Raw genomic sequence first — 13,586 nt, forward strand, 5'->3', positions numbered from 1 at the left:
GCGGTCGGCGTCGCGGATCGCCGAGCGGTTCGCCGAAGGACACCTCACCGAGCGGATGCCGGTACGCGGCGAGGACGACATGGCCAGGCTGGCGGTGTCGTTCAACGACATGGCCGAAAGCCTGTCGCGGCAGATCACCCAACTGGAGGAGTTCGGCAATCTGCAGCGCCGCTTCACCTCAGACGTCAGCCACGAACTGCGCACACCACTGACCACCGTGCGGATGGCCGCGGACCTGATCTACGACCACAGTGAGGACCTCGATCCGGCACTTCGGCGTTCCACCGAGCTGATGGTCAACGAGCTGGACCGTTTCGAGACGCTGCTCAGCGACCTGCTCGAGATCTCGCGGCACGACGCCGGCGTGGCGGAGCTGTCAGTCGACTCGGTGGACCTGCGGACCACCGTGCGCAGCGCCTTGGAGAACGTCGGTCACCTCGCCGATGACGCCGGCATCGAGTTGAAGGTCGATCTGCCCGACTACGAGGTGATCGCCGAAGTCGACGCACGCCGCGTCGAGCGGATCCTGCGCAACCTGATCGCCAACGCCATCGACCACGCCGAGCACAAGCCGGTGCAGATAACGATGGCCGCCGACGTTGACACCGTGGCGGTCACGGTCCGCGACTACGGCGTGGGGCTGCGCCCCGGCGAGGAGAAACTGGTGTTCAGCCGGTTCTGGCGGTCCGACCCGTCGCGGGTGCGCAGCTCCGGGGGCACCGGCCTCGGCCTGGCCATCAGCATCGAGGACGCGCGGCTGCACCAGGGCCGCCTCGAGGCGTGGGGTGAACCGGGCAAGGGTGCCTGCTTCCGGCTGACGCTGCCGCTGGTCCGCGGCCACAAGGTCACCACAAGCCCGCTGCCGTTGAAGCCCGTCGCACCCGAACGCAAGGAGCGGCGCCCGGTTCGTCAGCGCGAGCCGGCCGGGGAGACCGTATGAGACGCATCGCGGCGCTGCTGGCCGCGGTGCTGGTGGCTGCCGTGGCGGCCGGATGCGCCGGGGTGCCGACGTCGTCCGCGCCGCAGGCGATCGGGACCGTCGAACGTCCGCCCGCACCCAGCCTGCCGGAGCCCTCGCCGGGTATGGATCCCGACGTGTTGCTGCGTGAATTCCTCAAGGCGACAGCAGATCCCGCGAATCGGCATCTCGCTGCCAGGCAGTTTCTCACCGAGTCGGCGTCGCGCGGCTGGGACGACGCGGGCAGCGCGTTGTTGATCGACAAGGTCGTGTTCGTCGAAACCCGAGCCGCTGAGCGGGTTTCGGTGAGCATGCGCGCCGATATCCTGGGCTCGCTTTCCGACATGGGAGTGTTCGAGACCGCCGCCGGGGCGCTGCCCGACCCGGGCCCGATCGAGCTGGCCAAAACGCCCGGCGGCTGGCGCATCGACAAGCTGCCCAACGGTGTCTTCCTGGACTGGCAGCAGTTTCAGGAGACCTACAAGCGCCACAACCTCTACTTCGCCGACCCGACCGGCAAGACGGTCGTCCCGGACCCCCGCTACGTTGCGGTGTCCGACCCCGACCAACTGCCCACCGAACTGGTCAGCAAGCTCATCGCCGGCCCGCGCCCGGAGATGGCCAACGCGGTGCGCAACATGCTCGGGCCGCCGCTGCGCCTGCGGGGGCCCGTCACCCGCGCCGACGGCGGCAAGACGGGCATCGGCCGCGGCTATGGCGGCGCGCGTGTCGATCTGGAGAATCTGACGACCACCGACCCGCACAGTCGGCAACTTCTTGCGGCGCAGATCATTTGGACGTTCGCACGGGCCGACATCACGGGGCCGTACGTGATCAACGCAGACGGGGCGGCGCTGGACGACCGGTTCGCCGACGGCTGGCAAGCCTCCGACGTCGCCGCGACCGACCCCGGTGCGGCCGACGGGGCCGCGGCGGGCGTGCACGCGCTGGTCGGTGGGTCGCTGGTCTCGGTCGACGGGCGGAACGCGCCGCGGGTGGCAGGCTCGTTCGGGCAGATGCCGAACCAACAGTCGGCGGCATTGTCGCGCAGCGGCCGTGACGTGGCGTCGGTAGTCGCGCTGCGCGGCGGGCAGCCCGACGCCGCGTCGTCGCTGTGGGTCGGCCCCACCGGCGGCGACGCGGTGGAAGCCACTGACGGGCATTCGATTTCACGGCCCTCGTGGGCTCTGGACGACGCGGTGTGGGTGGTGGTGGACGGTATCAACGTCGTGCGGGTGATCCAGGAGGCGGCGTCAGGCCAGCCGGCGCGGATACCGGTGGACGCGACCGCGGTCGCGACGAAGTTCCCCGGCCCGATCACCGAGCTGCAGTTGTCCCGCGACGGCACCCGTGCGGCGATGGTCATCGGTGGCCAGGTGATCCTCGCGACCGCCGAGCAGACGCCGGGCGGCGAATACGCGCTGACATATCCGCGGCGGCTGGGCTACGGGCTCGGCAACTCGGCCGTTTCGCTGGCGTGGCGCACCGGCGACGACATCGTCGTCAGCCGCACCGACCCGCAGCACCCGGTGTCCTACGTCAACGTGGACGGAGTCAACTCCGACGGGCCGAACAACAATCTGGCGGTACCGGTCGGAACCGTGGCCGCCAACCCGTCGACGGTTTATGTCGCCGACCCGCGCGGCGTGTTGCAGCTGTCGGGCACCGGCGCCGAAGACAACCGGACGTGGATCGGCGTTGCGGCGCTGATGGTGCCCGGCGCGGTGCCGGTACTGCCGGGCTGACTCGTCCTCAACGGCGAAGGCAATTACCCGGTCGTCAAACCGGTGTGAAGAACAGGCAACAGGTCTGCCAAATAGGTGGCACGGTGCGGTGAACACGGACTACCGTCGGGGCCAAGAACCCGTGAACACTTCACGGTGGCGGCCCACACCTCGTTGGGGCGCTTGCCCGCCCTCACACGTGGCAGGAGGTGAGTCTTCGACATCTGGCCATGCGGGGCAGGTCCCGCGGGCGCATTCCGGCAAACCGACTCCGCAGAGAAACGAGTTGTCTACATGTCAAGCCGATCCGTGGACTCCGACCAGGTTCTCGACGATGCCGACGAGCAGACCGAACCGAAGCCGAACGCCGAGGTCGTGGTCAAGGGCCGTAACGTCGAGATTCCAGATCACTACCGCATCTACGTCTCGCAAAAACTCGCCCGCCTCGAGCGGTTCGACCGGACGATCTACCTGTTCGACGTCGAGCTAGAGCACGAACGCAACCGGCGTCAGCGCAAAAACTGCCAGCACGTGGAGATCACTGCTCGCGGTCGCGGCCCGGTAGTTCGCGGCGAGGCGTGCGCCGACAGCTTCTATGCAGCGTTCGAGTCGGCGGCGTGCAAACTCGAGAGTCGGCTGAGGCGCAGCAAGGACCGCCGCAAGGTCCACTACGGCGACAAGACCCCGGTCTCGCTGGCCGAGGCCACGGCCGCCACGCCGTCGGCTGATGCGGCGCAGGCATTCAGGCCCGGCGAGGCCCCGCAGCCAGCCGTCGACGGCGCGGCCGTCGAGGAACACGAACCGGGCCGGGTCGTGCGAACCAAGGAGCACCCGGCGAAACCGATGACGGTCGACGACGCCCTGTACGAGATGGAGCTGGTCGGCCACGACTTCTTCCTGTTCCACGACAAGGAGAGCGACAAGGCCTGCGTGGTCTACCGTCGGCACGCCTACGACTACGGACTGATCCGGCTCGCCTGAGCCGGGTGGACTGATCCGGCTCGCCTGAGCCGGCCACATCGGCGTGTCACCTAGGATGGTGGACGCTGAATATTTCAATCAACAGGGGATACTGCTGTGCTGTCGAAGTTGCTGCGCCTTGGTGAAGGTCGCATGGTCAAGCGCCTTGCGCGCGTCGCCGACCATGTCAGCACGTTGTCCGACGACACCGAGAAGCTGACCGACGCCGAGCTGCGCGCCAAGACCGACGAGTTCAAGAAGCGCCATGCCGACGGCGAAAGCCTCGACGACCTGCTGCCCGAGGCGTTCGCGGTGGCCCGTGAGGCGGCCTGGCGGGTGCTGGACCAGCGTCCGTTCGACGTCCAGGTGATGGGCGCCGCGGCGCTGCACTTCGGGAACGTCGCCGAGATGAAGACCGGTGAGGGCAAGACGCTGACCTCCGTGCTGCCGTCGTACCTCAACGCGATCGGTCGCAACGGCGTGCACGTCGTCACCGTCAACGACTATCTGGCCAAACGCGACAGCGAGTGGATGGGCCGTGTGCACCGGGTCCTCGGCCTCGACGTCGGCGTGATTCTGTCCGGTATGACGCCCGACGAGCGCCGCATCGCCTACAGCGCCGACATCACCTACGGCACCAACAACGAGTTCGGATTCGACTACCTGCGCGACAACATGGCCCACTCGCTGGAAGACCTCGTGCAGCGCGGTCACTCCTACGCGATCGTCGACGAGGTCGACTCCATCCTGATCGACGAGGCCCGAACCCCGCTGATCATCTCCGGGCCGGCCGACGCGGCGTCGAACTGGTACAGCGAGTTCGCCCGGCTGGCGCCGCTGATGGAGAAGGACCTCCACTACGAGGTCGACCTGCGCAAGCGGACCATCGGCGTCCACGAAGTGGGCGTGGAATTCGTCGAGGACCAGCTCGGGATCGAGAACCTCTACGAGGCGGCCAACTCGCCACTGGTCAGCTACCTCAACAATGCGCTGAAGGCCAAGGAGCTGTTCCAGCGCGACAAGGACTACATCGTCCGCAACGCCGAGGTGCTGATCGTCGACGAGTTCACCGGACGGGTGCTGATCGGGCGCCGATACAACGAGGGCATGCACCAGGCCATCGAGGCCAAGGAGCACGTCGAGATCAAGGCGGAGAACCAGACGCTGGCAACGATCACGTTGCAGAACTACTTCCGGCTCTACGAAAAGCTGGCCGGCATGACCGGCACCGCACAGACCGAGGCGGCCGAGCTGCACGAAATCTACAAGCTCGGCGTGGTGAGCATCCCGACCAACAAGCCGATGGTCCGCACCGACCAGTCCGACCTGATCTACAAGACCGAGGAAGCCAAGTACATCGCGGTCGTCGACGACGTCGCCGAGCGGTACCAGAGGGGCCAGCCGGTGCTGATCGGCACCACAAGCGTCGAGAAGTCGGAGTATCTGTCGCGCCAGTTCCAGAAGCGGCGCATCCCGCACAACGTGCTGAACGCGAAGTACCACGAGCAGGAGGCCGGGATCATCGCCGAGGCGGGCCGGGCCGGCGCGATCACCGTCGCCACCAACATGGCCGGCCGTGGCACGGACATCGTGCTCGGCGGGAACATCGACTTCCTCACCGACAAGCGGCTGCGCGCGCGTGGCCTCGATCCGGTTGAGACGGACGACGAATACGAAGCGGCCTGGCACCAGGAACTGCCGAAGGTCAAGGCGGAGGCCGCCGAGGAGGCCAAAGACGTCATCGAGGCAGGCGGGCTCTACGTGCTCGGCACCGAGCGCCACGAGTCGCGCCGCATCGACAACCAGCTGCGCGGCCGGTCCGGCCGCCAGGGCGACCCCGGCGAGTCGCGGTTCTACCTGTCGCTGGGCGACGAGCTGATGCGCCGGTTCAACGGCGCGACGCTGGAGTCGCTGCTGACGCGGCTGAACCTGCCGGACGACGTCCCGATCGAGGCCAAGATGGTCACCCGCGCGATCAAGAGCGCGCAGACGCAGGTCGAGCAGCAGAACTTCGAGGTACGCAAGAACGTCCTCAAATATGACGAGGTGATGAACCAGCAACGCAAGGTGATCTACGCCGAGCGCCGCCGCATCCTCGAGGGCGAGAATCTCAAGGAACAGGCGTTGGAGATGGTCCGCGACGTGATCACCGCCTACGTCGACGGCGCCACCGCCGAGGGATACGCCGAGGACTGGGACTTCGACGCGCTGTGGACCGCGCTCAAGACGCTGTACCCGGTGGGCATCGACCATCGCTTGCTGCGGCATCGCGACGAGGAATCCGACCGCGACGACCTGACCCGCGAGGAACTGCTCGATGAGCTCGTCGAGGACGCCGAGCAGGCCTACGCCAGGCGAGAGGCCCAGATCGAGGAGCTGGCCGGCGAGGGCGCGATGCGACAGCTCGAGCGCAACGTGCTGCTCAATGTCATCGACCGCAAGTGGCGCGAGCACCTCTACGAGATGGACTACCTCAAGGAGGGCATCGGACTGCGGGCGATGGCGCAGCGCGACCCGCTGGTCGAGTACCAGCGCGAGGGCTACGACATGTTCGTCGGCATGCTCGAAGGGCTGAAGGAAGAGTCGGTCGGGTTTCTTTTCAACATCGCCGTGGAACCGGTTCCCGCCCCGGCGGTCGCACCGGTCTCCGCACCCGAAGGGCTGGCCGAGTTCGCCGCCGCCGCCGCGGCGCAGGCCACCGAGCGCACTGCCGACGCGGCACCGCAGCCCAGTCCGGCCGGGCGGCACTCGTTGCCGGAAGGCCCTGCTCAACAGGGATTTTGGGCAAAGGGCCTGGACGGCGACGATGATCAGCGGGCGGCGGCGCTGACCTACAGCGGCCCGTCGGAGGATGGCTCCGCCCAGGTGCAGCGCCGCAACGGCGGCGGGTCGACCCCGGCCGGCGCGCCCGCCGGGGCCAGCCGCCGCGAGCGTCGCGAGGCCGCCCGCCGACAGGGCCGCGGCCCGAAGCCACCGAAGTCGGTGCGCAGGGGCTAACGGCTTTTCTCGAGCAGTTCGGCGATGCGCTGCAGCGTCGCCCGCATGCCGTCTTCGGCCTGTCTGGGCATCCCGCTCATTTTCAGCAGCAGCCGCTGCCGGTCGCGTGACACGTCCCATGTTTCGCGTACCAGCGTGCCGCCGGGTTCGGCGGGCGCCAGCTCGTAGCGCCAGATCCGGCCGCCCAACAGGCCGCCGAACGCCGTGGGTTGCCAGGCGATGCGGCGGTCCTTCTCGAACTCGATCACCTTGTTGTGCATCGTGTACGGCACGAACATCGTTTCGGGTCGACCGTGCATCCTCATGGAGAACGTCGACCCCAGCGACAGCGGCATCGACTCGGCGGTGGTGTGGCCGACCGTCCCGGACCCATCGATAGTGGCGTGTCTCCCAGCGTCGGCCAGCAGCGCGAAGATCTCGCCGGCCGGCGCGTTGATCACGCGTTCAACGCTGACAGTGTTGCCTTCCACGGCAGACAGGTTAGCCAATCCCGGCGGCGGCGGTGCCACCACCCGCGATGTGCCTACGCTTCGATCTGCCGCTACGGTGGCGGATGCGTCGAGCGAGGGGAAGGTTGCGCCGCGATGGTGACGAGATTGTCCGCATCGGACGCCGCTTTCTACACCCTCGAGGACACCGCCACCCCGATGTATGTCGGGTCGCTGTCGATCCTGCGTCCCCCCCGCGCGGGGCTCAGCTACGAAAGCCTTCTCACAACCGTCGAGCGGCGGTTGCCACAGATCCCGCGCTACCGGCAGAAGATCCGCGAGGTCACGTTCGGCCTCGCCCGCCCGGTGTGGATCGATGACCGCGACTTCGACATCACCTACCACATCCGCCGCTCCGCGCTGCCGTCACCGGGAAGTGACGACCAGTTGCACGACCTGATCGCCCGGCTCGGCTCCAGGCCGCTGGACCGGACGCGGCCGCTGTGGGAGATGTACCTGGTCGAGGGCTTGGCCAAGAACCGGGTCGCGATCTACACCAAGTCCCATCAGGCGCTGGTCAACGGGATGACCGCGCTGGAGATCGGGCATGTGATCGCCGACCGCACCCAGCGCCCGCCGGATTTCGGCGAGGACATCTGGATTCCGGCACGGGAACCGAGCACCACCGAGCTGGTGGCCGGCGCCATCGGCGAATGGATCGTTCGCCCGACCACCCAGCTGGCGGCGGTCCGTTCCGCGGTGAGCGACATCGCGACCAACGCCGGCTACCTCGCCGACATCGGCCGCTCCGCCGCCCACACGGCGCGCACGATCATCCGCGGCACGGCGCCCAGCAGCCCGTTGAACACCACGGTTTCGCGCAATCGGCGCTTCACCGTGGCCAAAGGCCCCCTGGAGCGCTACCGCCATCTGCGGTCCCGCTACGACTGCGATGTCAACGATGTCGTGCTGGCGGTGGTGGCGGGCGCGCTGCGCAACTGGCTGTTGTCGCGCGGCGAACCTGTCACACCCACATCGACCGTGCGGGCGATGGCGCCGATGTCGGTGTATCCCGAGGCGGATCTGGACACCAACGCCGGGCCGGGGCAGGCCATCAGTGAGGTGTCGCCGTTTCTGGTCGACCTTCCGGTCGGCGAGAACAATGCCGTGGTAAGACTGTCGCAGATCGCGCACGCCACCGAGTCGCACCCCACCCCGACGCGTGTCGACGCGCGCACGATCGTCACGCTGTCCGGCTTCGCCCCGCCGACCCTGCACGCGATGGGCATCCGCGTTGCGACGACCTACTCGGCCCGGGTCTTCAACGTGCTGATGACCAACGTGCCGGGCCCGCAGTCGCAGATGTACGTCGCCGGAGCGAAGCTGCTCGAGACCTACGCGGTGCCGCCGCTGCTGCACAACCAGGTGCTGGCCATCGGTGTGACGTCCTATTGCGGGAATGTGTATTTCGGCATCAACGCCGACCGCGACGCGATGAGCGACGTGGACGTGTTCCCGACGTTGCTGCGCGAATCGCTGGAGGAGCTGTTAGAGGCCGCACAGTAGCGCCCGGCAGTACGATTCGGCAGTGGGCAAGGACAACGCGGGGAAAGCCGCCAAGCCAAAGAAGCCGCGGCGAAACCAGATCCCCAACGACATCTACGAAGCCGAATTGTTCCGTCTGCAAGCGGAATTCGTGAAGTTGCAGGAGTGGACCCGGCACACCGGCGCACGGATCGTGATCGTGTTCGAGGGCCGTGATGCAGCGGGCAAAGGCGGCACGATCAAGCGGATCACCGAATACCTCAGCCCGCGCATCACGCGCATCGCGGCGCTGCCGGTTCCGACTGAGCGCGAACGTGGCCAATGGTACTTCCAGCGCTACATCGCACATCTGCCCGCCAAGGGCGAGATCGTGCTCTTCGACCGGTCCTGGTACAACCGCGCCGGCGTTGAAAAGGTGATGGGATTTTGCACACCATACGAGCATTCGCTGTTCCTACGGCAGACGCCAATTTTCGAGCAGATGCTGATGGACGACGGAATCCTGCTCCGCAAATACTGGTTCTCGGTATCCGACGACGAGCAGCTGCGGCGGTTCCGGTCACGGCTCCACGATCCGGTGCGGCAATGGAAACTCAGCCCGACGGACATGGACTCGGTGTATCGATGGGATGACTACTCAAGGGCGCGCGACGAGATGATGGTGCACACCGACACCCCGATAAGCCCGTGGTATGTCGTCGAATCAGACGTCAAGAAGCATGCGCGGCTGAACATGATGGCCCACCTGCTGTCGACCATCGAATACCACGAGGTGCCGCAGCCGGACGTCAAGCTGCCGCGGCGGCCGGTGCATTCAGACAACTATCGCAGGCCGCCGCGCGAGTTGTACAACTATGTCGACGACTTCGTCGCGGAGCTGCTCGGCGACCCCGAGCTGACGTCGTGATGCGGGTCTACATTCCGGTGACGCTGACCATGCTGCAGCGGCTTGTCGCCGACCGCATGCTGCACGCCGCCAACGGCACCGCGTTCGCGGTCACCCCGACGCTGCGGGAGGCCTACGCCGAGGGTGACGACGACGAGCTTGCCGAAGTGGCGTTGCGCGACGCGGCGCTGGCCTCGCTGCGGCTGCTGGGCGGCGAGCAGCCCGGTGACGGGCCCAGGCGTCGTGCCGTGCTCGTGGCCGACGTCGACGACGCGAGGCCGCGCCCCGACCTCGACGACGCCGTGGTGCGGCTGGCGGGACCGGTGCCCTTCGACCGCGTGGTCTGCGCGCACGTCGACAACGCCGATGCCGAATCCGCGGTGGCCACCGCGATCGACGCGATCGACGCCGCCGACCTGGGCGACGAGGACGCCGAGCTGGCGGTCGGTGACGCGCAGGACCACGACCTCGCGTGGTACGCACCGCAGGAGTTGGCTTTTCTGCTGGACCTACTCTGACCAGGGACTTGTTACGCCCTCGTAGGTTACGGTACCGTAGGTTCTGACGGACGGACCTACTGGAGTGCCATGCGTTCGAAGATTTCCAAGCCCACCGCGGTGGTCGCCGACACGCGGCCACCGACCATTTCGGGGCCCGGGGGCAAGCACCCGGTTTTGAAGGCGCTGCGCGCGGTGGCCAGCCGCATCACCACGCCCCTGCTTCCCGACGACTACCTGCACCTGGCCAATCCATTGTGGTCTGCGCGCGAACTCCGAGGCCGGGTGCTGGAGGTCCGCCGGGAGACCACCGACTCGGCGACGCTGGTGATCCAGCCGGGGTGGGGGTTCGAATTCGACTACCAACCGGGCCAATTCATCGGGATCGGACTGCTGGTCAACGGCCGGTGGCGGTGGCGCTCGTACTCGTTGACCTCCAGTCCGCAGACGCGTGAGCGCACGATCACGATCACCGTCAAGGCGATGCCGGAGGGTTTCCTGTCCACCCACCTGGTCGGCGGTGTCGCGCCCGGCACGATCGTGCGGCTTGCCGCGCCCCGGGGCAATTTCGTGATGCCCGATCCCGCGCCGGCGTCGGTGCTGTTCCTCACCGGCGGCTCCGGCATCACCCCGGTCATGTCGATGCTTCGCACACTGGCCCGCCGCGACCAGGTCACCGACATCGTGCACCTGCACTCGGCGCCAACCGAGTCCGACGCGATGTTCGCGGGCGAGTTGGCCGAGTTCGGGCGCAGGTATCCGGGCTACCGATTGAAATCCCGCTTCACCCGCGCGGAAGGGCGGCTGGATCTGGCCAGGCTCGGCGACGAGGTGCCGGACTGGCGTGACCGCCAGACGTGGGCGTGCGGCCCCGAAGGCATGCTTACCGCGGCCGAACGGGTGTGGGCCGATGCGCGCATCGCCGAGCGGCTGCATCTCGAGCGGTTCGCGGTGTCGCGGGCGGCGGCACACGGCGCGGGAGGCAGGGTGACGTTTGCGCGCAGCGGCAAGACGGTCACCGCCGACGCAGCCACGTCTTTGATGGATGCCGGCGAAAACATAGGCGTGTCAATGCCCTTCGGGTGCCGAATGGGTATCTGCCAGTCATGCGTCGTCGGGTTGCTCGACGGCCACGTCCGTGACCTGCGCTCGGGCGCCGAGCACGAACCGGGCAGCCGCGTGCAGACCTGCATTTCGGCGGCGTCCGGTGATTGTGTACTCGACGTCTGATGTGTACCGGGTGGTAACCTACGGCTTGGTAGGTTACGCTACCGTAGGTTAGCGACGACGGAAGGAGGCGCGATGGCAATCTCAGACGTGCCGGCGTTCGCTCATCTGACCGACGCGGACATCGAGGGCCTGGCGGTCGAGCTCGACGCGATCCGCCAGGACATCGAGGACTCGCGCGGTGAGCGCGACAGGCGTTACATCCGCCGCACGATCGCCGCCCAGCGCGCCCTGGAGGTCGCGGGGCGAGTGATCCTGGCCGCCAGCTCCAAGCGCTCCGCGTGGTGGGCGGGCGCGGCCACGCTGGGTTTGGCCAAGATCATCGAGAACATGGAGATCGGCCACAATGTCATGCACGGCCAATGGGATTGGATGAACGATCCCGAGATCCACTCGTCATCATGGGAATGGGACATGGGTGGCGCGGCCAAACACTGGCGGTTCACCCACAACTTCCAACATCACAAGTACACCAACATTCTCGGCATGGACGACGACGTGGGCTATGGGATGCTGCGCGTCACCCGCGACCAGCGCTGGAAGAAGTTCAACATCGCCAACGTGCTGTTCAACACCACGCTCGCGCTCGGTTTCGAGTGGGGAGTCGCGCTGCAGCACTTGGAGTTGGGCAAGCTCTTCAAGGGCCGGGCCGATCGCGCGGCCACGCAGGTGCGGCTGCGCGAGATGTCGACCAAGGCCGGCAAGCAGCTGTTCAAGGACTACATCGCGTTCCCGGCGCTGACGTCGCTGTCGCCCGGAGCGACGTACAAGTCAACGGCCAGCGCGAACGTGCTGGCCAACGTGATCCGCAACGTGTGGTCCAACGCGGTGATCTTCTGTGGGCATTTTCCCGACGGCGCAGAGAAATTCACGAAGTCGGATATGGAGGGCGAGACCAAGGGCCAGTGGTACCTGCGCCAGATGCTCGGCAGCGCAAACATCGACTCGGGGCCGGTGATGGGGTTCATGACCGGCAACTTGTCGTATCAGATCGAGCATCACCTGTACCCGGATCTGCCCAGCAACCGGCTGGCCGAGATCGCGGCGCGGGTGCGGGGGGTCTGCGACAAGTACGACCTGCCTTACACCACCGGATCGTTTCTGGTCCAGTACGGCAAGGCGTGGCGCACGATCGCCAAGCTGTCGCTGCCGGACAAGTACCTGACCGACACCTCCGACGACGCGCCGGAAACGCGCAGCGAGAAGATGTTCGCCGAGCTGGAGGCGGGCTTCGCTCAGACCGACCCGGCGACCGGGCGGCGGCGCGGCCTGAAGACCGCGATCGCGACCGTCCGGGGCTGGCGTCCTCGCCGTCGCGAGCTCAGCTGAGTGTCGGTGTAGCGGCGAGCACCCGTTGCAGATCGGGCTTCATCTGCTGCAGCTGCTGACCCCAGTAGCCCCAGTTGTGGGTGCCGTCGGGCGGGAAGTTGAACACCCCGTTGTTGCCGCCGGCCGCGACGTAATTGTCACGGAAGGCCAGGTTACTGCCGACCGCGAAGCCCTCCAGGAAGCCTTCTCCGGCCACGGGTGCGGGGTTGGCGAAAGCGATGCCTGTCGGGACGCCGTTGCCGCAGTACACCCAGATGCGGGTGTTGTTGGCGACGAGCCTGCCGACATTGATTGTCGGGTCGTTGCGCGCCCAGGCCGGGTCGCCCGGTGGTCCCCACATCGCGTTCGGGTCGAAGCCGCCGTTCCATCTCATCGAGATGGCGACCAGGGCCGGCCACTGCCCCTGAGAGAGGTTCAGGAAGCCCGACAGTGACCCGACATAGATGAACTGCTGCGGATGCCAGGCCGCCAGCACCAGCGCCGACGAGCCACCCATTGACGCGCCCACCGCTGCGTTGCCGTTCGGTGCGACGTTCTTGTCAACCGCCAACCACCCCGGCAGTTCCTGAGTCAGGAACGTCTCCCACTTGTAGGTGACGGTCTGGCCGTTACCCACGGCAGGTTGATACCAGTCGCTGTAGAAACTCGACTCACCCCCCACCGGCATCACAACCGACAGCCCCGACCCGTGGAACCAGTCGAACGCCGCTGTGTTGCGGTCCCAGCCGTTGAAGTCCTCGGGCGCCTCCATGCTGTCGAGGAGGTACAGCGCATGCGAGCCGGGACCCCCGGTCTCGAACTCGACGCGGACATTGCGACCCATCGACGGCGACGGGACGTCGAGTTGTTCGACCGGCGCGCTCTGGCTGAACGCCCCCGCGGTCGCCAACCCCTCCGTGCCGCAGGCCAAGCCGGGCAATGCCGCCGCTGCCGCGACGGCGGCCGCGAGCCGGCAGATCTGTTGGATCTTCGCAACGGACGCCATCTCTGCCCCATCCGATCGTCGTTGAACGGCTTCCGCTCCAGCGGACAATA

Annotated in this window: 11 protein-coding genes; 9 read left to right on the forward strand and 2 right to left on the reverse strand. The window is 67.2% G+C overall.

Annotated features, from left to right (window positions below):
* The 4 genes from mtrB to secA form a co-directional block, all read left to right on the forward strand.
* Window positions 1-940, forward strand: a 940-nt coding sequence (gene mtrB / locus VKG81_RS10635; protein ID WP_324395877.1) for an MtrAB system histidine kinase MtrB, incomplete at its 5' end; no start/stop codon positions are given.
* Window positions 937-2,703, forward strand: coding sequence for an MtrAB system accessory lipoprotein LpqB (gene lpqB, locus VKG81_RS10640; RefSeq protein ID WP_324395878.1), 1,767 nt, complete (start codon window positions 937-939; stop codon window positions 2,701-2,703). The genes mtrB and lpqB, both read left to right, overlap by 4 nt.
* Before the next feature lie 273 nt (window positions 2,704-2,976).
* A complete protein-coding gene (gene hpf, locus VKG81_RS10645) occupies window positions 2,977-3,663 on the forward strand; it encodes a ribosome hibernation-promoting factor, HPF/YfiA family (RefSeq protein ID WP_324395879.1) in 687 nt (228 codons plus the stop codon).
* Between the two features lie 96 nt (window positions 3,664-3,759).
* Window positions 3,760-6,639: a preprotein translocase subunit SecA gene (gene secA / locus VKG81_RS10650; RefSeq protein ID WP_324395880.1), complete on the forward strand. Its 2,880-nt coding sequence runs from the start codon at window positions 3,760-3,762 to the stop codon at window positions 6,637-6,639.
* Here secA and VKG81_RS10655 read toward each other — a convergent pair.
* Complete coding sequence (locus VKG81_RS10655) at window positions 6,636-7,109, reverse strand: SRPBCC family protein (protein WP_324395881.1); 474 nt, start codon at window positions 7,107-7,109, stop codon at window positions 6,636-6,638. The genes secA and VKG81_RS10655 overlap by 4 nt on opposite strands.
* Window positions 7,110-7,223: 114 nt before the next feature.
* Here VKG81_RS10655 and VKG81_RS10660 point away from each other — a divergent pair, with 114 nt between their 5' ends.
* The 5 genes from VKG81_RS10660 (at window position 7,224) to VKG81_RS10680 (ending at window position 12,551) form a co-directional block, all read left to right on the forward strand.
* Window positions 7,224-8,633 (forward strand): wax ester/triacylglycerol synthase family O-acyltransferase, encoded by a 1,410-nt coding sequence (locus VKG81_RS10660; RefSeq protein ID WP_324395882.1) that lies wholly within the window; start codon window positions 7,224-7,226, stop codon window positions 8,631-8,633.
* Between the two features lie 79 nt (window positions 8,634-8,712).
* Window positions 8,713-9,519, forward strand: a complete 807-nt coding sequence (gene ppk2 / locus VKG81_RS10665; RefSeq protein ID WP_414685231.1) for a polyphosphate kinase 2 — start codon at window positions 8,713-8,715, stop codon at window positions 9,517-9,519.
* Complete coding sequence (locus VKG81_RS10670) at window positions 9,519-10,016, forward strand: DUF6912 family protein (RefSeq protein ID WP_414685232.1); 498 nt, start codon at window positions 9,519-9,521, stop codon at window positions 10,014-10,016. The genes ppk2 and VKG81_RS10670 overlap by 1 nt, the downstream gene beginning before the upstream one ends.
* A 69-nt stretch (window positions 10,017-10,085) precedes the next feature.
* A complete protein-coding gene (locus tag VKG81_RS10675) occupies window positions 10,086-11,225 on the forward strand; it encodes a ferredoxin reductase (RefSeq protein ID WP_324395885.1) in 1,140 nt (379 codons plus the stop codon).
* Between the two features lie 72 nt (window positions 11,226-11,297).
* Entirely contained in the window at window positions 11,298-12,551 is a 1,254-nt protein-coding gene (locus VKG81_RS10680) for a fatty acid desaturase (RefSeq protein ID WP_324395886.1), read from the forward strand.
* Here VKG81_RS10680 and VKG81_RS10685 read toward each other — a convergent pair.
* Window positions 12,544-13,536 (reverse strand): alpha/beta hydrolase family protein, encoded by a 993-nt coding sequence (locus VKG81_RS10685; protein ID WP_324395887.1) that lies wholly within the window; start codon window positions 13,534-13,536, stop codon window positions 12,544-12,546. The genes VKG81_RS10680 and VKG81_RS10685 overlap by 8 nt on opposite strands.
* Window positions 13,537-13,586: the final 50 nt, after the last annotated feature.

It is taken from the genome of Mycobacterium sp., assembly GCF_035314905.1.
In the GTDB taxonomy this organism is placed as follows: Bacteria; Actinomycetota; Actinomycetes; order Mycobacteriales; family Mycobacteriaceae; genus Mycobacterium.